Source organism: Micromonospora sp. NPDC053740 (genome assembly GCF_040677775.1).
In the GTDB taxonomy this organism is placed as follows: Bacteria; Actinomycetota; Actinomycetes; order Mycobacteriales; family Micromonosporaceae; genus Micromonospora; species Micromonospora alfalfae.
In genome coordinates, this window is sequence record NZ_JBFASO010000001.1 from 479,632 (window position 1) to 502,247 (window position 22,616).

Genomic DNA, 22,616 nt, shown 5'->3' on the forward strand with positions numbered 1-22,616 from the left:
ATCCGAGGAGCCGCCGTGCGGATCGCCCTCTTCATCACCTGCGTCAACGACCTCGCGTTCCCGGCCACCGGCATCGCGGTCACCCGCATCCTGCGGCGACTCGGCCACACAGTCGACTTCCCCGCCGAGCAGACCTGCTGCGGGCAGATGCACGCCAACACTGGTTACCGGGCCGAGGCCATGCCGATGGTGCGCAACTACGTCGACGTCTTCGACTCCTACGACGCCATCGTCGCGCCGTCCGGGTCGTGCACCGCGATGATCCGCGACCAGTACCCGCGCCTGCACCCGGCCGCCACCTCGGTGGCCGCCCGCACGTACGAGCTGTCCGAGTTGCTCGTCGACGTTCTCGGCGTCACCGACGTCGGCGCGGAGTTCCCGGAGACGGTCACCTACCACCCGACCTGCCACGGCCTGCGCATGTTGCGCCTCGGCGACCGGCCGCTGACCCTGCTGCGCCAGGTGCGCGGGATCAAGCTGGTCGAGCTGGGCGACGCCGAGGAGTGCTGCGGTTTCGGCGGCACGTTCGCACTGAAGAACCCGGACGTCTCCACAGCGATGCTCACCGACAAGTGCGCCCGGGTCCGCGACACCGGCGCGCGGGTGCTCGCCGCGGCCGACAACTCCTGCCTGGCGCACATCGGTGGCGGTCTCGACCGCCACCGCTCGGGCGTACGGGCCGTGCACTACGCCGAGATTCTCGCCGAGACGGGAGCCCTCTCATGAGCCATCCGGTCGCACCCGCCACCGGGGGCGGACGGATCCGCACGCCGCTGCCGTTCCCCACCGCCGCCAAGCCGGCCGTCGCCGACACGCAACTCCGGGCCAACCTGCACAGGGCCACCCGCACCATCCGCGCCAAGCGAGCACGGGTCGTCGACGAGGTACCCGACTGGGAGGCCCTGCGGGACGCCGGCTCGGCGATCAAGGCGGACGTCCAACGTAGCCTGCCGGAGCTGCTGGAGCAGTTCGAGGCGTCCGCCACCGCTGCCGGCGCCACAGTGCACTGGGCCCGCGACGCGGCCGAGGCGTGCCGGATCGTTGTCGCGTTGACCCGGGCCACCGGGGCCGACGAGGTCGTGAAGGTCAAGTCGATGGCGACCCAGGAGATCGAGCTCAACGAGGCGCTGGAGGCCGCCGGGATCGCCGCGTACGAGACCGACCTGGCGGAACTGATCGTGCAGCTCGGCGACGACACCCCCTCGCACATCCTGGTGCCGGCGATCCACTACAACCGGGCCCAGATCCGGGAGATCTTCCAACGTCGCATGGCCGACGCGCCGGCCGACCTGAGCGACAAACCGGCCGCGCTGGCCGAGGCGGCCCGCGCCCACCTGCGACGGCGTTTTCTCTCGGCCCGGGTCGCCGTCTCCGGCGCCAACTTCGCCGTCGCCGACACCGGCACACTCGTGGTGGTGGAGTCCGAGGGCAACGGCCGCATGTGCCTCACCCTCCCCGAGACGCTGATCAGCGTCGTCGGCGTCGAGAAGCTGCTGCCGACCTTCACCGACCTGGAGGTCTTCCTGCAACTGCTGCCGCGATCCTCGACCGGCGAGCGGATGAACCCGTACACCTCGATGTGGACCGGCGTCACCCCCGGCGACGGCCCGCAGGACGTGCACATCGTGCTCGTCGACAATGGCCGGTCCGCGGTGCTCGCCGACCCGGTCGGGCGGCCGGCGTTGTCGTGCATCCGCTGCTCCGCGTGCCTCAACGTCTGCCCGGTGTACGAGCGGGCCGGCGGGCACGCGTACGGCTCGGTGTATCCGGGGCCGATCGGGGCGATCCTGTCGCCGCAGTTGACCGGTGTGGCCGACAATGCCTCGTTGCCGTACGCGTCGACCCTCTGCGGCGCCTGCTACGACGTCTGTCCCGTGAAGATCAACATCCCGGAGATCCTGGTTCATCTCCGCCAGCAGGCACCGCACCCGCCCGTCGAACGGGCCGCCATGCGCGTCCTGTCCTGGGTGATGCGCAGCCCCCGACGGTGGGCCGCCGCCCTGCGCCTGGCTCGGGCGGGCGCGGGGCCGCTCGGGGCGTACCGTGAACGGCGCACCGGCGCTCGAACGCTGCGGCGACTGCCCTGGCCCGCCTCGGCGTGGACCCGGTCGCGCGACCTGCCGTTGCCCGCGCCGCAGACCTTCAGGGAATGGTGGGGAAAGCAGTGAGCGCCCGTGACGAGATCCTGGCGCGGCTCCGGACCGCGCTGGCCGACAGCCCGCCGCCGGTGCAGGTGCCCCGCGGGTACCGCCGGGTCGACCACCGCTCCGACGTGATCGAAACCCTGGTCGACCGCCTGGAGGACTACCGGGCCGTCGTCCACAGGGGCATCGACGCCCTGCCCCGACTGCTCGGCGCTGTCGACCGGCTCGCCGTTCCCACTGACGTCCCCGCGAACTGGCTGGCCGGTTACGCCGGAGAGGTGCACCGCGACGCGCCCCCGCTGTCACCGGCAGCGCTCGACGACCTGGACGCGGTCCTGACCGGCTGCGCCGTCGTGGTCGCCGACACGGGCACCATCATCCTGGACGCCGGCCCGACGCAGGGGCGGCGCGCGCTCACCCTGGTGCCCGACCGGCACATCTGCGTCGTCCGCACCGACCAGGTCGTCGGTCTGCTGCCGGAGGCGCTCACCCGACTGGACCCGCACGCCCCGCTGACCTGGATCTCCGGCCCGTCCGCCACCAGCGACATCGAACTCAACCGTGTGGAGGGAGTGCACGGCCCGCGCCGGCTGGAGGTCGTCCTGATCAGCCCGGACGACGAAGTCGTTCCAGCGGGCGGCTCAGGCGTCTGACGAGGACCGCTGCTCGTCGCTGCGGCTCTCGCCGGGGGTGGCGGTCGCGCGCAGCGGAGTGCCGCGCACGTTGAGCAGCATGACGATGCCCACGCCGACCACCAGGGCGATGTCGGCGACGTTGCCGACGAAGAACCCGGCGTAGTCGATGAAGTCCACCACGTGCCCGCGAGCGAACCCCGGCTCCCGGAGGAGGCGGTCCAGCAGGTGCGTCGCCGCGCCGCCGAGCACCAGGCCCAACGCCACCGCCCAGGCGCGCGACGTGACCCGCCACGCCACGACCGTCACCGCGACCACCGCCGCCGCCGCGACCACCGCGAAGATCCAGGTGTACGCGGACCCGATCGAGAAGGCGGCGCCCGGGTTGTACAGGAGTCGCAGTTGCAGCAGGTCACCGAGAACGGTGATGGTCTGCCCGCCGGAGAGCGCGGACTCGGCCCAGTACTTGGTGAGCTGATCCGCGGCGAGCACCACAGCAGCGATCAACACGACGGCGCGGAACACTCCGGAACCCTAGCCGGTCGCCGATGACCGTCACCACCGACGAATGGCTCCTGATCAACCAGAAGATGCCTACGTTTGGTAATTGCCAAAGAGTGGCAACTGTGTCACCGTGATGATCAACGGGGTCGGCGTCGCGCCCACCCGACAAACGATTCCTCCCCACACCACAGGAGCCCTCTGTGACCCGGATGCGTCCGACCTTCCGACGCCTCACGGCGGCGACCGCGGCGGCGGGGATGCTCGTCCTCGCCGGATGTTCGGCCCCGGCCAACCCCGACGGCTCATCCGGCGGCGCAACACTGGTCGTCGCCACCTCCGACGAGCCGGACGCGTTGAACCCGGTGCTCAACTACGGCGTCGACGGCGCCTCACTGATCTTCGACGGCCTCGTCAGCCGCGACGACGACAACCGCCTCGTCGCCGGCCTGTCCACGGCGCTGCCGCAGCTGTCACCCGATGGCCGCACAGTGACCGCGAAGCTCCGCGACGGCGTGCAGTTCCACGACGGCACCCCGCTGACCGCCCAGGACGTCGTCTTCACGTACCAGGCCGTGCTGGATCCGACCGTCGACTCGACGCTCCGCTCCGACCTGGACATGGTGGAGTCGGTGACCGCGCCCGACGCGGCCACTGTCGTGTTCCGGCTGCGCTACCCGTACGCGCCGTTCCTGCAGCGGCTCACCCTCGGCATCGTGCCGGCGAAACTGCTCAGCGGGCAGGACATCAACACCGCACCGTTCAACCGCAAGCCGATCGGGACCGGGCCGTACCGGGTCGACTCCTGGACCCCGGGCGACCGCCTGGTGCTCACCGCCAACGAGCGCTACTTCGGTGGCCGGCCGAAGAACAACCGGGTGGTGGTCGCGTTCGTCGCCGACGACAACGTCCGCGCCCAGCGGATGCGCGCCGGCGAGTTCGACGCCGCCGAACTGCCGCCGAAGCTGGCTTCCGGTTTCGACGCCGACACCACGTACCGGGTGCAGCGGGTGCCGACCGCCGACTACCGCGGCGTGATGCTGCCGACGGGCAACCCGATCCTCGCCGACCCGGCGGTCCGCCGAGCGCTCAACCTGGCCGTCGACCGGGCCGCGATGGTGGCCGGGCTCCTCGGTGGCGCCGGCGAACCGGCGTTCGGGCCGATCCCGCCGACCTCCGAGTTCGCCGACCCGTCGATCATCGGCAGACCCACCGCCGACCCGACATCGGCCGGAGCGCTGCTCGACGCGGCCGGCTGGACCCCCGGCCCCGGCGGGGTGCGCGTCAAGGACGGCCGGCCGGCCCGGTTCACGCTGATGTACCCGGCGAGCGACACGCTGCGCAAGGACCTGGCCCTCGCCGTCACCGCCGACGCGAAGAAGGTCGGCATCGAGGTCACTCCGGCGGGCCTCACCTGGGACGCCATCGACCCACGGATGAAGTCCGACGCCCTGCTGATGGGCTACGGCACGCCGTACGACCCGGACTTCGTCTCGTACAAGCTGTTCGGCTCGACGTTCGCGGGGCAGGGCTACTTCAACCCCGGCTCATACCGCTCCGACGTCGCCGACCGCGCCCTGCAGGAGGGCCGCGACCAGATCGACCCCGCCCTTCGCAAGGCCGCGTACGCGCAGTTCCAGAAGCAGTTGGCCGTCGACGTACCGTGGCTGTTCCTCACCTACCTGCGGCACACCTACGTGCTGAAGTCCTCGGTTGAGGGTGTGGCGCCGCGGGTCGAGGCGCACGAGCACGGGGTGGCGAACAGCCTCTGGTGGAACATCGACACCTGGACGCGGTCGTGACCCGCTCCGGCCGACTGGCCGGGGCCGGCGCGGTGGTCCGGCGTCGGCTCCTGATCGCCGTGCCGGTGCTCGCCGCGACCAGCGTCGGGATGTTCGCCCTCGGCGCCGCCTCGCCGGTCGACCCGGCGAAGCAGTACGCGGGCGCTGCGGCCTTCACCGCCAGCGAGGAGAACCTGGCCCAACTGCGCGCGAACTGGGGCATCGACGATCCCCTGCCGGTGCAGTACCTGCGTTGGATCAGCAACCTGGTGCAGGGCGACCTGGGTTGGTCGACCAGCCGCCACGAACCGGTCGCCTCGGTGCTCGCCGCCCGGGCCGGCTGGACGCTGCTCCTGATCGGTGTGTCCCTCGCACTGGTCCTGGTCGCGAGCCTGCTGCTGGGCGCGCTGGCGGCGTACCGGCGCGGTGGTGTGTTCGACCGCGCGTTGCGGGCGGCCGCGTACGCGGTGCAGTCGATGCCGGTCTTCTGGCTGGGCCTGGTCGCGATCGCCGTGTTCGCGCTGGCCCTGGGCTGGTTGCCGGCGGGCGGGCTCACCGACGTCACAGCGACCAGCACGTCCTGGTCCGATGTGGCCCACCACCTGATCCTGCCGGTCGGGGTGTTGGCCGTGTCGCAGGCGCCGTGGTTCGTGCTGTTCGTCCGGGACGCTGTCGCGGAGAGCATGCGCGACGACCACGTGCTCGCGGCGCGGGCCCGCGGGTTGCCCGGTCGGACGGTGCTGTTCGGACACGCGCTGCGGACCGCGCTGCTGCCGTTCCTCACCCTGGTCGGCACCCACCTGCCCGAACTGGTCGGCGGGGCGGTGCTGGTCGAGACGGTCTTCTCGCTGCCGGGCCTCGGCGCCGTCACTGTCGCCGCCGCGCTGGGCAGCGACTTTCCGCTGCTGGCGGCGATCACGCTGGTCACCACAGCGGTGGTGCTGGCCGCGAACCTCGCGACCGACCTCGCCTACGCCGCCGCGGACCCGAGGGTACGACTCGATGGCTGACCTCGCTGCCCGACCGCCGCTGCTCCGGGTGACCCGGTCCCGGCTGCGGCTGCGACCCGGCCAGACCGGTGTCGTCATCGCCGGTCTGGTCCTGCTGGTGGCCGTCGCCGGCTCGCTGCTCGCTCCGCTCGTCTGGCCGCTCGACCAGAGCGCTGTCGCGCTGGACCAGACCCGGTTGGCGCCGTCCTGGGCCCACCTCGCCGGCACCGACGACCTGGGCCGCGACGTGGCGCACCGCGCCGTCTACGGGCTGCGGGTCTCGCTGCTCGTCGGCGCGGTCGCCGCGCTCGTCGCCACAGTCCTCGGGGGCGTGGTGGGCGGGATCGCCGGCACGCTCGGCGGCCGGGTCGACCGGATCCTGATGCGGATCGTGGACACCATCGCCGCGATGCCGCACCTGCTGCTGGGCATCTTCATCGTCGCCATGCTGCGTCCCAGCCTCGGTGCCGTGATCGCCTCCGTCGGGCTCACCCACTGGCTCTCCACCGCCCGCATCGTCCGATCCGAGTTGTTGAGCCTGCGGACCCGACCGTTCGTCGACGCCGCCATCAGCGGCGGAGCCGGCCGGCTCCGGGTCCTCACCCGACACCTGCTGCCGCACGTCCTGCCCCGGCTGGCCCTGGCGACCACCCTGATGATCCCGCACGCGGTGTGGCACGAGACCGCGCTGTCGTTCCTCGGGCTCGGCCTGCCGCCACACCTCGCCTCGCTGGGCAACATGATCAACGACGGCCAGGGGTCGCTGCTGACCGGTGCCTGGTGGGCCAGCCTGGCACCGGGCGCTGTCATCGTGGTGGTCACCCTCGCCATCGCGGTCCTCGCCGCCCGCTGGCGCGACCGCCTCGATCCCCGGATCCGAGCGGAGCTGCACCTGTGACCACCACCGAATCCGCTACCGCCGAGGCGTCGCCCCACGCCGCCGCGCGGCAGCCGCTGCTCGCCGTCGACGGCCTCGGCGTCGAGTTCCGGCTCCGCGACGCGCGCGTGCGCGCAGTCAGCGATCTCAGCCTCACCGTGCGGCCCGGCGAGCTGCTGGCCGTCGTCGGCGAGTCCGGCTGCGGCAAGTCCGTCCTGGCCCACGCCCTGCTCGGCCTCCTGCCGGGCAACGCCACGACCACCGGTCACGCCGTGCTGCACCACCCCGGCGCCGGCCCGGTCGACCTGGTCACCTGCGGCCAACGCCAGCTTGCCCGCAGGGTACGCGGGCGCCGGGTCGGACTGGTCCCGCAGAGCCCGGCCACCGCCCTGAACCCGGTCCGCACCGGACGGCGACTGCTCGCCGAGACGCTGCGGGCGCACGGCCGCGACCGCGCCGACGCCGACCGCCTCGCTGTCGATGTCGGACTCGACCCGGCGGACCTGGACCGCTACCCGCACGAGCTGTCCGGTGGCATGGCACAGCGTCTGGTCACCGCGCTCGCACTGGCACCCGACCCGTCGCTGCTCATCGCCGACGAGCCCACCACCGGGCTGGACCGGCCGCTGGTGGACCACACCCTCGACCTGCTGCGCCGTCGCTGCGACAACGGCGCGGCAGTCGTGCTCATCACGCACGACCTGGCCGCCGCACACCGGGTCGCCGACACCGTCGCCGTGATGTACGCCAGCCGCATCGTGGAACACCGCCCCACCGACCAGCTGTTCACCGCGCCGACCCACCCGTACGCCTCGGCGCTGCTCGACGCCCTGCCGGACCGGGCCTTCCGGCCCGTGCCGGGCGACCCGCCGATGCTCACCGCGCTGCCCCCGGGCTGCGCGTTCGCGCCCCGCTGCCCACGCCGCACCGACACCTGCGCGGACCGACCACAGCCGACACCGGTCGCCGGTGGCGGCACAGTGGCCTGCCACCACCCGATCCCCACCACCGGAGCCACCACGTGACCAGCGCGCAGCACCTGCTCGCCGACGAGGTGAGCGTCTCCTACGGCCGCCAGGTCGTCCTCGACGACGTCACAGTGCGGATCGGCCGGGGAGAGACGGTCGGACTGCGCGGGCCGTCCGGCTGCGGAAAGTCGACACTGGTCCGGGTCCTGGCCCTGCTGCACCGCCCCGACCAGGGCCGGGTCAGCATCGACGGCACCCCTGTCGACGCCGTTCGGTATGCCGTGCCGGTCGCCCTACGGACCCGCGTCGCCGCCCTCTTCCAGAGCCCGCGCGCCGCAGCCGATCCTCGACTGAGCCTCACCGATCTCATCGCCGAACCGCTGCGCGCCACCCGGACGCCCGAGTCGGCGGTCCGGGAACGGGTGGCCGAACTCGCCGACCTCGTCGGCCTCACAGCGGATCTGCGCAGCCGGCGTCCCCACGCGGTGTCCGACGGGCAACTGCAACGCGCCTGCCTCGCCCGGGCCCTCGTACACCGCCCCGACTACCTGCTCTGCGACGAGGCCACCGCGATGCTCGACGCCTCAACCCAGGCGCACGTCGCCGCCGTCATCCGCGACTACCAGCGGACCCAGCAGGCCGGTGTCCTGGTCATCACCCACGACCAGACCCTGCTGGCCCGCTGGAGCGACCGGATCGTCGACCTCGCCAGCACAGCGGGGGCACGCTCCTGAACCGCGGTGCGGTGCGGTGCGAATGCCGGGGCAACGGGCGATCGGCCTCCACCACTCGGACGCGGCAGCGTCAGCCGACGTCGAGGGGCACCCGCCGAGCGCGGGAGTCGGGGCGGCCGGCGAGGATGCCGGCGAGGATCTCCGCGCCGTCGACGACCCTCGGGCCGGGGCGGTTGAAGTAGGCAGGCCCGTCGACCACCCACACCTGCCCGTTACGCACCGCGGGCAGGTCCGCCCAGCCGGGTTGCCCGACCGCCACGGACAATTCGTCGAAGGTTCGCTCCGGCGTGAACCCGCACGGCCCGAACACCACCACCTCGGGAGCCAGGTCGGCGACCACCGACCACAGGTGCGGGGTGCTGTGCGCGCCCGGCCCGAGCAGCAGCGAGCGCCCGCCCGCGTAGGCGATCTGCTCCGGCACCCAGTGCCCACCAGGCATCAGCGGGTCGAGCCACTCGACGAACAACACCGTCGGCCCGCCGGGCGCCGACCCCGGCAACGCGGCGAGGCGACGCTCGGCGTCGGCTCGGATCTCCGCCGCCCTGCCTTCGGTGCCGGTCAGCGCGGCCACGGCATCGACAGTGTCGAGGATCCCGGCGATGGTCCTCGCCTCCAGGGACATCACAGTGGTGTCGAGATCGATCAGACCAACCGCGTCGTTGACCCGCTCGTAGGAGACCGCACACACGTCGCACAGATCCTGGGTCAGGATCAGATCCGGCTTCAACCCCTCCAGCACGGCGACGTCGAGCTGGTACAACGACGATCCCCGGTGCGGGTCACCGGCGATCGCCGCCGAGATCTCCCGGCTAGTCAAGCTCTCCGGCAGGGACGTCGCGGTCACCGCCGGGACGTCGACCAGAGCCCCCGGCGGCCAGTCACACTCGTGGGTACGCCCGACCAGATGCCCGGTCAGGCCGAGCATGGCCACGATGTCCGTGGCCGCCGGCAGCAGGGAGACGATTCGCACACCGGCCTGCCTACCAGGCGCGACCGAACCACGTCCACTCCCCGACAGAGAGAGATCACGGCGGCTCGCCCTGTCACATCGGCTCCTCGTCTGGGCTCATGAGCACGAGTGCAGACACGCGAGGAGTACACAATGCAGTTTGAAGAAGCCGCCGAGGCCGCCGACGAAGCGACGATGCGGTCGATGCTGTCCGCCGACCCACGTCCCCCGTTGCAGTACGTTCAGGCGCCTCGCCGACCACCTGCGGTGGGTCGTAGCCGGGCGGGCTGCCCCATTCCTGAACGACCAGGGCGAGCACGAAGACGGTAAGTAGGCCGAGCGCGGCGATCGCGGGCAGAGCCCGGCGGCAGGTATCAGGAGGACGGCCAGGCCGACCGCGATGAGCGCCCCCCGGATGGAATAGCCGGCGACAACCTTCATGAAGATTGCTCGGGCGCCGAAGTACAGCGCGGTTCCGCCAAATAGTGTGGCCGTAGCGATCCAGCTCAGCTGCATCTCGGCTCCGCGCTGGGCCGACTCGTGCGCCAGTTGATCAAGTATCTGCTCCATGCCCAAGGCAATGTAGAGCACCCCGATGATCAGCGGGACCTGCTTGGCGCCAGCGCTGACTCCCGCAGCCGCATCGGTCGATGGGGAAGCACGTCCACGACCGCCGCGCCTTGTCAGCGGCAGAAGCCTATGTCGCAGCGGCCCTCCGCTTGGCGTGGCCCGGGGTCGGGACAAGCGAACCGGAATGGCGCTGAGAAACTGGTGGCATGACGAGCCGAATCCACGGGGATCTGCTGTTCGTTCGTGCGACGGCCGCGGACGTGGCGGACGTCCTGGCGGTTCTCGACCACGCCGCAGCCTGGCTCACCGCCGCCGGCATCCAGCAATGGCCGGACCGGTTTGTCACCGAATGGATAACACCGGCCGTTGAGCGCGGGGAAACCTGGTTGGTACGTGCCAACGGTCGCACCGCGGGCACGGTGACGCTCGACTGGTCCGATCCCGTATGGAGCGACTGCTCGGGTCGAGCCGGCTACCTGCACCGGATGGCGGTGGAAAGGTGGGCTGCCGGTACCGGCAGCGCCATCCTGACCTGGGCCGCGGATCGGGCACGCGCCCACGACGCCGCCGTGCTACGGCTCGACTGCGTGGCCACCAATCCCGGCTTGCGCGCCTACTACGAGGCCGCCGGCTTTCACCACCGCGGTGACGTCGAAGTCGGCGGCGCTCCCGGTCAGCGCTCCGGCGGCGGCACCCGAACGCTTGTCAGCCGCTACGAGCTACTTCTCTGACGAGAACGGCGGCCGCTCTCGATCGCGTAGACGCAGTTGCGATTACACCACCAGCGTGCACGGTCGGCGGCAGATCCGTGCGCGGCCGGTCGATCGGCGTCGTCTCGGTGGTCGAGCCATTGACGTACTGCCCCGAGGTCCATGTCGGTTGATCCGAGATATGGATCGACGCGGTGCAGTAGCGCCGGTTGGGGATGGTTTCAAGGCTCGCTGAGCCCGCCGGGGTGCTGCCTCTTGGCCACAGCTATCGTCCCGGCGTGAGTGACTTCTGGTCCTTGATCGAGGATTCTGCGGGGCACGCGGACCGGGCAGGGTGGATCGAGTGTCGGCTCGCGGCCCGGACGCCGGCCGAGATCGTGGAGTTCGACGTCGCCTTCACCGCGGCGCGCCGCCGGGCCGAGACGTGGACGATGTGGGCCGCCGCATATCGGATCACGTCCGGACTGTGCTCCGGCGACGGCTTCTGGTATTTCCTACCGTGGCTTGTCGGTCTCGGCCGGGACAGCTTCGACCGCCTCACCGCCGACCCCGACGCGCTCGCCGAGGTCCCGCAGGTGCGCCGGCTGGCCACTATGAGGGTGGACCAGTGGACCGACGATGACTGGCCAGAGTGGGAGGCCCTCAACTATGTCAGCCGTCAGGCGTATGACACAGCGACCGGTGAGAGCGAGGGCATCATCGACGCGTTGCGGGCACTCCACCACGACTATCCGGAAGACCCGGCGCCCACCGGGGACCGGTGGGCCTTCGACGACGAGACCGAGATGAGCCGGCGCCTCCCGCGGCTCAGTGCGCTATTTCCATCCATGAGCCTCGGACACGCAGCAAACGGGCCACTTTTGAACACCTGAAGGCAGACGGTCGACTACCTCGGGTCTCACACGCGCTCGTCGACATGAGCGGACACCGCCCTACCGCCTCCCCGGGGCGGGAACGCTGACGCCTTTGGGTGCGCCGAAGAGGTCTCCGGCCTGAAGGGCCTGCTCAGGACATTGCCCGTGGGATCGGTGTCTCGAATGACGGAACCGCGGCCGACCCAAATAGCTCACCCGCAACGCTCCACATTGATCGAGACGCCGGCCGGCGCCAGCCATCCCGGACGCAGCAACGCCTGGCCACTTCGACCTCTACTGGGTGGTCACACCGTGCCGCTCGACGGCCCCACCGCAGGTCAGAGTCCTCGTCTCTGCCCTGCGTCGGTGAGCACTTCGGGCGTGTAGACCACTTCGCCAACCTGCACCCAACCTGCTCCCAGATGCAAGGCCCGCGCAACCAACTGCTCCTTACTGCCTTGACCTGCGCACACTCCCTTGCCAGGCGACATAGAGCGCTGTCGACCGAAGCGCAGAACCGCAGAGCACTCCGCGGGAAACAGGACGCTGCACCGACTCTGACCTGCGGAGATGAGAAACCGCAGGCAGGGGTGGGTGCAGTTGCGGGCCGTCGGGTGCAGTTCAGTGCAGATGAAGGCCGTTCAGTGCACCCTGTTGCTCCCCACCTGCTCCCCCGATCCCCGGCTCGTAGCTGGGCTGCGGCGGTCGACCGGCGGTGGATAGTCCCGCAGGTCGTTCCTCGCCAGATCACGGACACTGGCCCGAGGTACCGCCATCGGAGCAGCCACCTCGTCGCAGCTGCGCCATGGCTGATGGCCGGGCCCCACCGGAATGGGGAGCAGGAACAGGCGGCGAGGTATACGAACTCCCCGCCAGGGCTTGGACGCACTAACCTCGGAGGCCGGCCTGCCCAACGTGCGGCGCCGGTACCGCACGTCACTGATCCAGGGATGGCAGCACCGTTCAAGCCGGGCCAGGCTCCGGGGAGGCCGCTCATCGTGAGCGGGCTCCCGAAACGGCTCAACCGGGACCCAACGGTTGAGCCGCAGTCGCGCGGATCGCGGCAGATCCGGATACTCGCTGGGCTTGAGCCGGGCCGGGTGTCGCGCGGTCAGGTGCTCCTGGCCCGCGGCTGTCTCATCCTCGAGCCTCGAGGTGGAGCAGCCGGGCGGTGTCGACCCTGGCGGCGCGCAGCGCACCGGCGGAGCAACGCCGTGCGTAGGGGTACCCGCGCCAACCGGAACACCGACGCAACCGGACTGCGGTGGCCGTGTATGTCGTACAGATGTACGATGTGCGACTTTTGAGATCTCCGCCTAGCCTGCGTGTGGTGACCGCCGCCGCGCCATGGGCCGTGGATTCGCGGCGGCGGTCTATTGCCCCACTCCAGGTATTCGAGAAGGAGCAACGTGACAATCCTAGTAACCGGAGCGACCGGAAATGTGGGGCGCCAGGTGGTGGCCCAACTGGTCCGGGCCGGGCGACCGGTGCGGGCGATGACCCGCCAGCCGCACCCGGGTCGGCTGCCGGATAGGGCCGAGGTGGTCCAGGGAGACTTCGAACGTCCCGAGACCTGGCGAGCGGCGCTGGACGGAATGCAGTCGGTGTACCTGTTCCCCTTCGCGTACGCCGCGACCGACCATGGGTTCGTCGATGAGGCGGTCAAGGCCGGCGTCACCCGGTTCGTCGTGCACTCCGCGGCGGCGGCCGGGTTCGCACCCGGAACCGGAGGCAACGGCGCCCTCGGGCGGCACCTGACCGAAGAGCGGGAAGCGCACCGCGGGCTGGAACTGCTGGTGGAGGCCTCCGGCGCTGAGTGGACCCATGTGCGGCCGGGCCTGTTGGCCGCCAACGCGCTGCAGTGGGCCGACCAAATCCGGACCGGACGGGTGGTGCGCGGGCCGTACGCGGCCGCTGGCTACCCGGTGGTCCACGAGGCCGACGTCGCTGACATGGCGGTCGCGGCGCTGCTGACCGACGACCATGTCGGTGCTGCACACACCGTCACCGGCCCGGTGAAGGTCTCGCAGGCGGAGCAGGTCACCGCGATCGGTGCCGCCATCGGCGTGCAGGTGCGGTTCGAGGAGCTCGATCCAACCGAGGCGCGCAGGCAGTGGCTGCGCGACGGCTTCGATGAGGAGACCGCCAATTGGATGATCGCGCTGCTCGCCGACGCGGTCGACGGGACGGGTGCGCTGCCGCCAACGGACACCTATCTGCAGGTGACGGGGCGACCACCGCGCACGTTCGCCCAGTGGGCCAACGATCACGCCGCCGACTTCCGGCTACAGGTGACGCGATGACGATTCTGGTTACGGGTGCCACCGGCATGGTGGGCCGACACGTCGTCGCCGAACTGGTGAAGACCGGCCATCGGGTCCGCGCACTGACGCGGACGCCGTCGGCGGCGAGTCTTCCGGATGGGGTGGAGGTCGTCGGCGGCGATCTGACGGACCCGCCGTCCCTGGAGCCGTCGTTGAACGGCGTCGAGAGGATGTACCTGTTCTCGGTCGGACGGACGACGCGTGACGTCGTTTCTGCTGCGAAGTGGGCCGGCGTGCGGCGCATCGTCGTGCTGTCCGGGGCGCTGGCCGACACCGACGACAGCGAGGACGGGTACCGGCCGGTCGAGCGTGCGGTCGAGGACTCCGGTCTGGAGTGGACGCACGTCCGGCCCGGGGAGTTCGCCGCGAACTGGCTGGACTGGGCCCCGGCCATCAAGAAAGGTCGGGTGGTTCGCCGCCCATACGGGGCTGCGGTGACCCAGCCCACCCATGAGGCGGACATCGCCGCGGTCGCCGCGACGGTGCTCGTCGAGGACGGCCACGCCGGACGGACCTACACTTTCGCCGGCCCCGAGGCGCTCACCACCGTCGCGCAGGTCGACGCGATCGGCACGGCGATCGGTGCCACGGTGCGGTTCGACGAACTCGATCCGGCCGAGGCCCGGGCCGAGTGGATCAGCAACGGCTATCCGGAGACGTTCGTCGACTGGATCTTCACCATGTGGGCGGGATCCGCGCGTGATCCTGCCCCGACGAACCAGGAGTGGGCCGGCATCGTCCCGCGCCTGACCGGCCGACCCGCGCGGACATTCGCGCAATGGGCCACCGACCACGCGGCCGACTTCCGCTAGACCGCTCATCGTGGGGCATGGCGGGCCGCCCGGGCCACATGCCCCACACGACCGTCAACCCAGCACGACGCAACGAACACTCCGCGCAAACATCCCCAACTCGGCAGATCAGTACACCGGTATGGACCTGCTGGCTTAAAGCGCAGCGGTCGGCTGAGGCCGTCGGATGAACTGTCTGTCGCGGGCGGTCACCGAAGCCGTTGGGCTGGCCGCTCGGAGGACGACATCGAGGACCAGGTCTGGATCCGCTACGTAGGCGCCGCTTGCCCATGCGGCATTCGCCTCGATCACGGCCCAGTGGCCGTCGACCAGTCCTACGTCTACGACGATGGCGGAGGGCAACGTGTGCCCATATCCGGCGATGAGATCGGTGCCGAAGGCTAGCGCGTCGGTCGACGCAGGGCCGAGGTGCAACCGGCCGTGCGCGGCGTACTGGCTGCCTGTGTAGACAGCAGCGTCGAGCAGGTGTAGCCGGTACTCGGCGGTGAAGTCGACGATGTCGCTGACGAGCACTGGAGTCCGCCGGTCGACAGCATCCGGGCCGGGCAGGCGGGAACCATCCGTGTAGATCATCGCCGGGATGTCCTTGTCGTTTGGCGACTTGATGAACGCCGGTCGACGGAGCTCGTAGGCCTCGCCAATGGCGACCAAGGTGATCTCGCGGCCGGTGAGTTCACGAGGAAGGCTAGTCAGCCAGCCAGGTTCAGCCTCCAGGGGCGCGATCCCGAGCAGCGGTGCGACGACGTCGGCGAAGCTCGGTCCCGCGTGAAGGTGATCAGCACGCAACCCGGCGGGTACTTCGAAAGAGCCGAGCTGGACGGTGCGTAGTCCGCGTCGATGAGCGGCGTCGCGCAAGCTCTGAGCCGAGGCTGTCAGGCGCGGCGGCAGGACGAGTGTCACGGCCGATGATCCTGCCTGAATACACCGTCGCAGTTACAGCGGTTTGCTGCTCATCGGCGACCTCGACGTTGAAGACGCAGAGATATCCTCTCGAGCACCTGTTGGAGGAGGCGTGAATGGGATTGTCTGGCAGGGTTTGCCCTGACTGTGGTCGGCGCGTGAGCAAGCCGTTCGAGAAGACCATCACCGGCCGGCAAGTCTGCCCGGACTGCGCGAACGCCCTGTCTATGGGCTCGGCCGCTGGCACGATCACCGGCAACGTCGGTTCCGGATACGGAGTGTGGGCGATGCTCATGCGAAAGATCCGACACTCCGACTGACCCCGATTGCTGCGAGCATCGCATCATGGGCATCGCCGGATTCCGCTCGAACATGCGTAGGCTGATCGGGCTGGCGGCCGTCTGCCTGGCCGTCGCGGCGATCATCAGTGTCGCCCCGAACCCTGCTGTACCTGAACGCGACTGGCGACCACCAGCTGGCTATGTCCTGGCCGACACGGTCTCGCTCGACGACGAGCACACGTTACGGCTCTGGACCGGGCCGTCCGGCTGGTATGTCGAGAGCATGCTGTCCGGTCGGCACCAGGCAGCCGTCGGAGCAGGCAGTGGTGGCGACCAGTCCAGCGTGAGCGAGGTCCTCAATGGGCTAGTGGGCCAGTTGTCCCTTGCTGGCGCGACGGCCGTCGCGGTCGGGTCGCCTACACCTGTGCGCGCCCGGGTTCACTCCGGAGTGTTCCTCGTCTCTACGTCGGTGATCCGATCGACCGATCGGGCAGTTCCGGTGACGCCACTCGACGTCAACGGAAAACCCCTCGCTCCGGAGACTCTCGTAGAGATCGCCGGCCGCGGCTGATCCCTACGATCCAAAAGTTCAGCACTCGTAGCCCAACGGATGGTGATCATGGGCTGGGCTGAGGCACTCAGTTGGTGGGTTCGTGGGGCACGTACCAGTCGCCGAGTGCCTGTCGTAGTCCGCACAGGAGGATGCTCGCCGCGATCGATGTCGCGATCGCGATGAGCAGACCCCCGTACCACCGGTCCCGCGGGTCGCGGCCAATCGAGTCCGCCGGGGGCGGAACTGCGGGCTGCCGGCCAGTGTTTGGTTGGCGCCAGCACTGCTCCCGCAGCCGCATCGGTCGATCGGGCAGCACGCTCACGATCGCCGCGCCTTGTCAGCGGAAGATCCGTGCATCGATCGTGACGACGATCTGTTGGTCCCCAACGCCGCAGCCGGACTGGACTACGCCAATTGGCCGGACATGCCTCCGTAGCATGTTCCGCCATGCAGGGCATCGTCCTCAGGCCACGCATCCAGATTCCAGTCCTGTCGCGATCTTCGCTGTGTGGACCCTGCTAGGCGTCACGTACTTCACCCCCGGGGACGTACTGGCCGAGCGCGACTGGTTCGGCGTCGTGCTGGGATGCCTACTCGTCACGAGCGGCATGGCCGGGATCTGGCGAGCTCTTCGACTCGGCGTGGTAATCGGCGGAGAGGGTGTCCGTGTGCGCGGCTTCGACAGCCGTGACCAGGTCACACCGTGGAGCGCGATCCAGTCGGTCGACTGCGTACAGATCGACGTACGGGGAGACTTGCCGCTCTACGCTCCCGTCCTCCGTCTCGGCGACGACGCCATGCCGCCATCGAGGATCGGCTCGTACTCGCGGCAGGACGCCGAGCGCAAGGTCGAACAGTTGCACAGCCTCAAGGCCAGCGCCGCGCGTTCCTGACCGAGACGCAGAGGCTGGCGCCCGACCAGCGGCATGAGCGGATGTCCTGGAGCCGCGCGGTGGACTGCTCGTGGTGAACCGGACGGCCTATTCTGGTGCTGGTGAACGTCCGGCAGCGCAAGAAGCTCACCGCCCGTCTGATGGCGTCGCTGCTGCGTGACGATCTTCCGGCGGTGCGTGCGCTGTTGCGCGCGGGGGCAGACCCGAACGCGGCGGATCGTGACGGCACCACGCCTCTCTACCTGGCCGCGCTGCAGAACAAGCGCGCGGCGGTGCGGATCCTCCTCGACGCCGGTGCGGACCCGAATATCGAGAGCGGGCGCGGCGAGGAGGGCACACCCTTGACGGGAGCCGCAGCGTGGGGGCATGCCGAGGTCGTCGGCGAACTCCTTGCCCGGGGCGGAGATCCGAACCTCCGCGAAGACCACGGCAACGGGCTGTCGCCCTTCGAATGGGCCGTCCGAAACAACCACGCCGCGACGCAAGCACTACTCACTGTGGCAGACGCGGCGAGCAGTATTCAGCGTGATCGGCGCGCTGAGACAGCGCGCGCCCGCTTGGCGGCAGATCCGGATGCTGGGGTCGTGCCCATACTTGCCCTGTGACCAAGCAGAGCGATGCCCTCCCCGTGCTCGTCATCGACGGAGTCACATTCGCCGACTTCGCCGGCTTCATACGCGAGTTCTCGCAGCTACTTTGTCACGGAACCTGGAACGGAAATCTCGATGCCTTTAACGACATCCTGCGCGAGGGCTTCGGCACCCCCGAGACTGGCTGGGTACTCAAGTGGGTCAACTCTGACTCCTCCCGCATCGCGCTCGGTCATGACGCGACGGCCAGATGGCTGGAGCAGACCCTCCTCACCTGCCACCCATCGCACCGCGCGGGCATCAAGGCCAGGCTCAACGACGCGCAGCGTCGCCAAGGGCAGACGTTGTTCGACATGATCGTAGAGATCATCCACGAACACGGCCCAGGCGGCAGTGAATCCGAGGACGGCATCATCCTCGAGTTGCTCTAACCGTTCGGGTCCCTCCTGACCGTCGCTGCCCGACCCCAGCGGCATCCGCCGACCCGGACCGCGCCTCCGCTGGCCACGACTCCCAGCAACGCGCGAGCCGCGGCAAATGAGGACGAGGCCGGGCACGGGCGAATGTCAGCAAGCGTCATGCAGACTGGAGCGATGACGAGCGTCGGTTCAGTGCGCACATTTGATCCGGACGAAGGTTGGGGTGTCATCGACGCTCCGGACGTGCCTGGCGGATGCTGGGTGCACTTCTCCGCCATTGCCACGGATGGATACCGGCAGTTGGTGCAAGGACAGCTCGTCTCGTTCCGTGCCGAGGCAGCGAACCAGGAGGGGTTCGGCTTCCGAGCAGTGAAGGTCTGGACAGAGGACATCGAGCCGCCCGACCACCCCCGCGTTCAGGGCAGTTCCAACGCTTACAGCAGCTCGCTGACCCTGACATTCGATGATCCGACCCGAACCGACATGACCTGGCCGCAGGAGTAGCCGTGGCCGGTCGTTCCGGTAGACATCCGCATCTCGACATGTGCGGACGTCGGCCGTACCGCCTTTGCGGGGCGCCGACGCTGACGCCTTCGGTGCCGCCGACGAGATCACCGTTCAAGAAGCCCTGCTCAAGCTGTTTTGATGTCCATTCGGGCGGTCAGTCCATCGCGGATCTGGAAGAGGTGGACGAAGCGCGCCGTCGACAACGGCGACCCGTCCGGCGTGCGGACCGTCTGGTCGACACGGACCGCTATGCGCCCATCACTCAGCTCGACCGGCTCGATGGGCTCGTCGTGGGTGTGGACCCGGGTCCACTGCTCAAGCCAGTAGCGGCGGAGCGCATCCTTGCCGTGCAGCCTGGCATCGCCGTCCGGCCAGTCGACGTCGTTGGCCAGCAGGGCGAGCAGGCCGTCGGCGTCCCGCCGGTTGTAGGCGGCGTACATGCGCCGCACCAACTCCGGCGGCGTGGTCATGAGAGCCCGGTCAGGATGTCGGCGACGGCCTGCGGGTCGGACAGGAACGGATGGTGGCCCGTCGGCAGTTCGACGACCTTGCCGGCGCGGCGGGAGAACTCGCGCTGCGCCGATACTGGAGTGCCGCGATCGTCGGCGCACACCACATACGTCGTCGGCAGGCCGTGCCACGCCACCTGCCGCACCGGCTGCTGGGTGACGGCAATCGTCTGCCGGATCAGGCGAGCCGCACCCTCGCGGACGATGTCCGGCGGGCAGTCCTGCATGAAGGTCTCGGCGAACAACTGCGGTACCGCGCCGAACGTGCCGCCCTCAGGGTCGAAGTCGAGAAACGGCGGCGGTTCCGGAGCGCCGAAGGTCGACAGCGACTCGCCCGGCTCGGGCAGATAGCTCGACACAAAGACCATGTGTCGCACCGATGCGACGCCCACTGCGGCCTCGGCCGCGACGATCCCGCCATAGCTGTGTCCCACGACCACCGTCGGCTCATCGCCAGCGGCCAGCACCGCCCGCACCGCCGCGACGTCCTCCGGCAGGCCGGGACCGTTCGAACCGGCGGGCCGGTCGCCCTCACCGCAGCTCGGCAACGCCGGCGCGACGCTGCTGATTCCCCGCTCGCGCAGTGCTTCGGCGGTCGGGTGCCACCACCAGGCGCCGTCCCGGACACACGCACCGTGCACAAATACCACTCGCATCTCTGCCTCCTTCTTCGGCTGGGATCAACGATAGACGTATCGCCAGTTACGTGAAAAAATGTGGTGGTGGGACGTCACAAACAACCCGAGATCCGCGACCGCATCCTCGACGCCTGCGTCGATCACGCGCTCGCCCACGGCCTGCCCGACCGTCTCGAACCGTTGGTGAGGGCGTCGGGCTGCTCGACCCGCATGCTGATCTACCACTTCGGGACGCGCGACGCGCTGCTGCGCGAGACCCTGCGCCGGGCGCGGCAGCTTCAACGCGAGTTCTACTGCGACCTGTTGTCCCCCAAGCCGGGCGAGCCTTACCTGAGCACGCTGCGGCGCACGTGGCAGGCCATGACCGGCCCCGAGGGCCGCCCCTACCTCACCATGTTCGGTCAGCTCCGCCAGGACGCTGAACAGCAGTTGTGGCCGAATTTCCGGCGCGAGGCCACCACCGACTGGCTGCAGCCCCTTGAGGACGGCATGCGTACCGTCGGCCGCCCCGAACTCGCCACCCTAGTGCTGGCCGTCATCCGCGGCCTCATCATGGACGTCGAGGCCACCGGCGACACGCCACGAGCCGATCGCGCCTTCGACGATTTCCTGGACGCTCTCGTCCTCCTGACGACCGCCGGCAAGGGCGACATACGTGAACGACTGAGTCGCTCACACTCGGCCTAACTGCTCCTAACACGATCTCGGTTTGGTCCAGTTGATCAATCTGCGCCAGCAGATCAGAACGCAGGCGAGGCTGACGAAGCTGTCGTGGATGTCAAGACGGCCTTCCCAGCGCACGGCGAGGCGGCGGAACTGGTGTAGCAGGGCGAAGGTCTGTTCGACGACGTAGCGCAGCTTGCCCAGGCCCTTGATCCCCGGCGTCTTGGACTTGGGGATGATCGGTTCGGTGCCGCGTTCGCGGCAGGCCTGACGGAAGGCTTGGCTGCTGTAACCCTTGTCGGCCAGCAGGACGTCGAAGCGGCGCCGTGGCCGGCCCCGGGCGGCCGGCGATGGGCGGGTAGCAGTCGAGCAGGTCGATGACAGCACCTACGAAACCGGCGAGCTGGACGGCCCTCGGATTCGACGGCTTCGCGCACCGGCTCAAAGCGCGTCGGTACATCCGCTCATCGACTATGTGCGGACGTCGCCCTACTGCCTCCACGGGAGTGCCAACGCTGACGGCTTCGGGCGCGGATACCACTTCGCCAAACTGCACCCAACCTGCTCCCAGCTGCAAGGCCAGGCCAATCAACGACTCCTTACCGCGCCCGTACGACCACAACGACGTGGCGAGGTCGGGTAGACGGCCAGTGGAAGGAACTTGGTCAGCCCTTAACGGAGGGCCGAGGCGCTAACGGATGGTGAAGGTCAGCGGGTTCGAGATGCCGAGGCCGCCGTGGGAATCGTGGACCCGCACGGTGAAGGTGGACGACGTGCCGGCCGACAGGGCCGTCTGGAACTGATAGCGCGGTCCGCTGTTGGTCGGCGTCACGGCCAGCCGGGTTGCGCCGAGGTAAAGCTCCACCCGGGTGACGAGGTCCCCAGGATCGGTGTCGGCGACGTCGGCGACCAGCGTGACGGTCGTCGGCTCGAGGAAGTAGGTCTGCCCGCCGGGGGTGCTCAACGCCACCGCCGGCGGGTGGTTGGTGCCGGTGGACGCCGGCGTCACCACCGTGACCAGCAGCGGCGGCGCAGCGCCAGGCAGCGACTGGTCGGTGCCGGCCGAGACGTACAGCACGAAGGTGGTGCTGGTGCCGGGCTCCCCGATCGGTGGTGTCCACAGCGCCTCGTACCGGTCACCGGTCGTCCTCACCCCCCGGGCCACCGTGACGCCGTCCACCCGGAACGACACCGAGGTGATGCTGTGTCCGCCTCCCACGGTCGCGGTCGCCGCCAGCGGGACGGTTCCCGGCGTGGTGTACACCGCGCCGGCGGTCGGGCTGAGCCAGGTGACGATCGCTGGGTAGTCAGCGACCGGCGGTGTGGTCGTCCGGGTCGGCGTCACGCTGGGCAGGACGCCGCCGGTGCACGTTACGCCGTTAAGCGTGAACGACGCCGGTATGGGGTTGCTGCCCGACCAGGCGCCAACGAAACCGATGTTCGCGGAGCCATTGGTGCCCAGGGTCGCGTTCCAGCCCAGATTGGTCGCGCTGACCTGCTGGCCCGCCTGGGCCCAGGTGGCGCTCCAGGTTTGCGTGAGCCGCTGGTCGACTGCAGGGAACGCGAACCGCAGCGTCCACCCGTTGACTAGGTCACCCAAGTTGGTGACCGCGATGTCGGCGTGGAAGCCACCGGTCCACTGGCTGGTGACGACGTAGTTCACCCGACACCCGGCCGCCGCGTTCGCCGCACTGGCGTGTGAGATCGCGGCCATCATCGCGACCATGGCAGCAGCGATGGCGGCCACAGCAGTCAGCGACTTCCGCATGGCACACCTCGCCGTAGATAGTTGAACGTCTATGACTGTGTCGACTGTCC

At 69.6% G+C, this 22,616-nt stretch carries 27 protein-coding genes; 19 read left to right on the forward strand and 8 right to left on the reverse strand.

Annotated elements, in window-relative coordinates; genetic code table 11:
* Nucleotides 1-15: 15 nt before the first annotated feature.
* The 3 genes from AB0K35_RS02085 to AB0K35_RS02095 are packed head-to-tail and all read left to right on the forward strand — an operon-like array spanning nt 16 to nt 2,797.
* The gene (locus AB0K35_RS02085; protein ID WP_238667726.1) at nt 16-726 is read left to right on the forward strand and encodes a (Fe-S)-binding protein; all 711 of its coding nucleotides are present in this window, start codon (nt 16-18) and stop codon (nt 724-726) included.
* Nucleotides 723-2,168, forward strand: coding sequence for a LutB/LldF family L-lactate oxidation iron-sulfur protein (locus AB0K35_RS02090; RefSeq protein ID WP_363883087.1), 1,446 nt, complete (start codon nt 723-725; stop codon nt 2,166-2,168). Before AB0K35_RS02085 ends, AB0K35_RS02090 begins: the two co-directional genes overlap by 4 nt.
* A complete protein-coding gene (locus AB0K35_RS02095; protein WP_238667728.1) occupies nt 2,165-2,797 on the forward strand; it encodes an LUD domain-containing protein in 633 nt (210 codons plus the stop codon). Before AB0K35_RS02090 ends, AB0K35_RS02095 begins: the two co-directional genes overlap by 4 nt.
* Here AB0K35_RS02095 and AB0K35_RS02100 read toward each other — a convergent pair.
* Nucleotides 2,786-3,301 (reverse strand): signal peptidase II, encoded by a 516-nt coding sequence (locus AB0K35_RS02100; RefSeq protein WP_238667729.1) that lies wholly within the window; start codon nt 3,299-3,301, stop codon nt 2,786-2,788. The two genes, AB0K35_RS02095 and AB0K35_RS02100, sit on opposite strands and share 12 nt — an antisense overlap.
* A gap of 188 nt (nt 3,302-3,489) precedes the next feature.
* On the opposite strand from AB0K35_RS02100, the gene AB0K35_RS02105 reads away from it, so the two are divergent.
* The 5 genes from AB0K35_RS02105 to AB0K35_RS02125 are packed head-to-tail and all read left to right on the forward strand — an operon-like array spanning nt 3,490 to nt 8,626.
* The gene (locus AB0K35_RS02105; protein ID WP_363883755.1) at nt 3,490-5,079 is read left to right on the forward strand and encodes an ABC transporter substrate-binding protein; all 1,590 of its coding nucleotides are present in this window, start codon (nt 3,490-3,492) and stop codon (nt 5,077-5,079) included.
* Nucleotides 5,049-6,068, forward strand: a complete 1,020-nt coding sequence (locus AB0K35_RS02110; protein ID WP_363883091.1) for an ABC transporter permease — start codon at nt 5,049-5,051, stop codon at nt 6,066-6,068. Before AB0K35_RS02105 ends, AB0K35_RS02110 begins: the two co-directional genes overlap by 31 nt.
* The gene (locus AB0K35_RS02115; RefSeq protein ID WP_363883093.1) at nt 6,061-6,945 is read left to right on the forward strand and encodes an ABC transporter permease; all 885 of its coding nucleotides are present in this window, start codon (nt 6,061-6,063) and stop codon (nt 6,943-6,945) included. The genes AB0K35_RS02110 and AB0K35_RS02115 overlap by 8 nt, the downstream gene beginning before the upstream one ends.
* Complete coding sequence (locus AB0K35_RS02120) at nt 6,942-7,949, forward strand: ABC transporter ATP-binding protein (RefSeq protein ID WP_238667732.1); 1,008 nt, start codon at nt 6,942-6,944, stop codon at nt 7,947-7,949. The genes AB0K35_RS02115 and AB0K35_RS02120 overlap by 4 nt, the downstream gene beginning before the upstream one ends.
* Entirely contained in the window at nt 7,946-8,626 is a 681-nt protein-coding gene (locus AB0K35_RS02125; RefSeq protein WP_238667733.1) for an ATP-binding cassette domain-containing protein, read from the forward strand. Before AB0K35_RS02120 ends, AB0K35_RS02125 begins: the two co-directional genes overlap by 4 nt.
* Nucleotides 8,627-8,696: 70 nt before the next feature.
* Here AB0K35_RS02125 and AB0K35_RS02130 read toward each other — a convergent pair whose 3' ends face one another.
* Nucleotides 8,697-9,596, reverse strand: a complete 900-nt coding sequence (locus AB0K35_RS02130; RefSeq protein ID WP_363883097.1) for an ABC transporter substrate-binding protein — start codon at nt 9,594-9,596, stop codon at nt 8,697-8,699.
* A gap of 96 nt (nt 9,597-9,692) precedes the next feature.
* Nucleotides 9,693-10,319 (reverse strand): low temperature requirement protein A, encoded by a 627-nt coding sequence (locus tag AB0K35_RS02135; RefSeq protein WP_363883100.1) that lies wholly within the window; start codon nt 10,317-10,319, stop codon nt 9,693-9,695.
* 86 nt (nt 10,320-10,405) lie between these two features.
* On the opposite strand from AB0K35_RS02135, the gene AB0K35_RS02140 reads away from it, so the two are divergent.
* The 4 genes from AB0K35_RS02140 to AB0K35_RS02155 all read left to right on the forward strand — a co-directional run bounded on the left by AB0K35_RS02140 (nt 10,406) and on the right by AB0K35_RS02155 (nt 14,845).
* Nucleotides 10,406-10,876, forward strand: a complete 471-nt coding sequence (locus AB0K35_RS02140) for a GNAT family N-acetyltransferase (protein WP_363883103.1) — start codon at nt 10,406-10,408, stop codon at nt 10,874-10,876.
* 257 nt (nt 10,877-11,133) lie between these two features.
* Nucleotides 11,134-11,727, forward strand: a complete 594-nt coding sequence (locus tag AB0K35_RS02145; protein ID WP_363883106.1) for a DUF4240 domain-containing protein — start codon at nt 11,134-11,136, stop codon at nt 11,725-11,727.
* A 1,391-nt stretch (nt 11,728-13,118) separates the two neighbouring features.
* On the forward strand, nt 13,119-14,012 hold the full coding sequence (locus tag AB0K35_RS02150) for an NAD(P)H-binding protein (protein ID WP_363883109.1): 894 nt from the start codon (nt 13,119-13,121) through the stop codon (nt 14,010-14,012).
* Entirely contained in the window at nt 14,009-14,845 is an 837-nt protein-coding gene (locus AB0K35_RS02155) for an NAD(P)H-binding protein (protein WP_363883112.1), read from the forward strand. Before AB0K35_RS02150 ends, AB0K35_RS02155 begins: the two co-directional genes overlap by 4 nt.
* Nucleotides 14,846-14,980: 135 nt before the next feature.
* On the opposite strand, the gene AB0K35_RS02160 is transcribed toward AB0K35_RS02155, so the two are convergent.
* Nucleotides 14,981-15,745, reverse strand: a complete 765-nt coding sequence (locus tag AB0K35_RS02160; RefSeq protein WP_363883115.1) for an ATP-grasp domain-containing protein — start codon at nt 15,743-15,745, stop codon at nt 14,981-14,983.
* Between the two features lie 158 nt (nt 15,746-15,903).
* On the opposite strand from AB0K35_RS02160, the gene AB0K35_RS02165 reads away from it, so the two are divergent.
* The 6 genes from AB0K35_RS02165 (at nt 15,904) to AB0K35_RS02190 (ending at nt 18,985) form a co-directional block, all read left to right on the forward strand.
* Complete coding sequence (locus AB0K35_RS02165; protein WP_238667743.1) at nt 15,904-16,065, forward strand: hypothetical protein; 162 nt, start codon at nt 15,904-15,906, stop codon at nt 16,063-16,065.
* Between the two features lie 25 nt (nt 16,066-16,090).
* Nucleotides 16,091-16,597: a hypothetical protein gene (locus AB0K35_RS02170; protein ID WP_363883118.1), complete on the forward strand. Its 507-nt coding sequence runs from the start codon at nt 16,091-16,093 to the stop codon at nt 16,595-16,597.
* Nucleotides 16,598-17,016: 419 nt separating this feature from the next.
* The gene (locus tag AB0K35_RS02175) at nt 17,017-17,472 is read left to right on the forward strand and encodes a hypothetical protein (protein ID WP_363883121.1); all 456 of its coding nucleotides are present in this window, start codon (nt 17,017-17,019) and stop codon (nt 17,470-17,472) included.
* A 101-nt stretch (nt 17,473-17,573) separates the two neighbouring features.
* The gene (locus AB0K35_RS02180; protein ID WP_238667746.1) at nt 17,574-18,077 is read left to right on the forward strand and encodes an ankyrin repeat domain-containing protein; all 504 of its coding nucleotides are present in this window, start codon (nt 17,574-17,576) and stop codon (nt 18,075-18,077) included.
* Entirely contained in the window at nt 18,074-18,493 is a 420-nt protein-coding gene (locus AB0K35_RS02185) for a barstar family protein (RefSeq protein WP_363883124.1), read from the forward strand. The genes AB0K35_RS02180 and AB0K35_RS02185 overlap by 4 nt, the downstream gene beginning before the upstream one ends.
* Nucleotides 18,494-18,655: 162 nt before the next feature.
* Nucleotides 18,656-18,985, forward strand: a complete 330-nt coding sequence (locus AB0K35_RS02190; protein WP_363883127.1) for a cold shock domain-containing protein — start codon at nt 18,656-18,658, stop codon at nt 18,983-18,985.
* Nucleotides 18,986-19,113: 128 nt separating this feature from the next.
* On the opposite strand, the gene AB0K35_RS02195 is transcribed toward AB0K35_RS02190, so the two are convergent.
* Entirely contained in the window at nt 19,114-19,458 is a 345-nt protein-coding gene (locus AB0K35_RS02195) for a nuclear transport factor 2 family protein (protein ID WP_363883130.1), read from the reverse strand.
* Complete coding sequence (locus AB0K35_RS02200) at nt 19,455-20,153, reverse strand: alpha/beta hydrolase (protein WP_238667749.1); 699 nt, start codon at nt 20,151-20,153, stop codon at nt 19,455-19,457. The genes AB0K35_RS02195 and AB0K35_RS02200 overlap by 4 nt, the downstream gene beginning before the upstream one ends.
* Nucleotides 20,154-20,219: 66 nt before the next feature.
* Here AB0K35_RS02200 and AB0K35_RS02205 point away from each other — a divergent pair, with 66 nt between their 5' ends.
* A complete protein-coding gene (locus AB0K35_RS02205; RefSeq protein WP_238667750.1) occupies nt 20,220-20,822 on the forward strand; it encodes a TetR/AcrR family transcriptional regulator in 603 nt (200 codons plus the stop codon).
* Nucleotides 20,823-20,828: 6 nt separating this feature from the next.
* Here AB0K35_RS02205 and AB0K35_RS02210 read toward each other — a convergent pair whose 3' ends face one another.
* Together AB0K35_RS02210 and AB0K35_RS02215 are read right to left on the reverse strand one after the other, a co-directional pair.
* A complete protein-coding gene (locus tag AB0K35_RS02210; protein WP_238667751.1) occupies nt 20,829-21,185 on the reverse strand; it encodes a transposase in 357 nt (118 codons plus the stop codon).
* A 304-nt stretch (nt 21,186-21,489) separates the two neighbouring features.
* Entirely contained in the window at nt 21,490-22,566 is a 1,077-nt protein-coding gene (locus AB0K35_RS02215; protein ID WP_363883135.1) for a cellulose binding domain-containing protein, read from the reverse strand.
* Between the last annotated feature and the right edge of the window lie 50 nt (nt 22,567-22,616).

Excerpts from the sequence above, each read along its gene's own strand:
- AB0K35_RS02090 (WP_363883087.1), top strand. The coding sequence starts at position 723 with ATGAGCCATCCGGTCGCACCCGCCACCGGGGGCGGACGGATCCGCACG.
- AB0K35_RS02105 (WP_363883755.1), top strand. The coding sequence starts at position 3,490 with ATGCGTCCGACCTTCCGACGCCTCACGGCGGCGACCGCGGCGGCGGGG.
- AB0K35_RS02115 (WP_363883093.1), top strand. The coding sequence starts at position 6,061 with ATGGCTGACCTCGCTGCCCGACCGCCGCTGCTCCGGGTGACCCGGTCC.
- AB0K35_RS02155 (WP_363883112.1), top strand. The coding sequence starts at position 14,009 with ATGACGATTCTGGTTACGGGTGCCACCGGCATGGTGGGCCGACACGTC.
- AB0K35_RS02170 (WP_363883118.1), top strand. The coding sequence starts at position 16,091 with ATGGGCATCGCCGGATTCCGCTCGAACATGCGTAGGCTGATCGGGCTG.
- AB0K35_RS02175 (WP_363883121.1), top strand. The coding sequence starts at position 17,017 with ATGTTCCGCCATGCAGGGCATCGTCCTCAGGCCACGCATCCAGATTCC.
- AB0K35_RS02190 (WP_363883127.1), top strand. The coding sequence starts at position 18,656 with ATGACGAGCGTCGGTTCAGTGCGCACATTTGATCCGGACGAAGGTTGG.
- AB0K35_RS02195 (WP_363883130.1), bottom strand. The coding sequence starts at position 19,458 with ATGACCACGCCGCCGGAGTTGGTGCGGCGCATGTACGCCGCCTACAAC.
- AB0K35_RS02200 (WP_238667749.1), bottom strand. The coding sequence starts at position 20,153 with ATGCGAGTGGTATTTGTGCACGGTGCGTGTGTCCGGGACGGCGCCTGG.
- AB0K35_RS02215 (WP_363883135.1), bottom strand. The coding sequence starts at position 22,566 with ATGCGGAAGTCGCTGACTGCTGTGGCCGCCATCGCTGCTGCCATGGTC.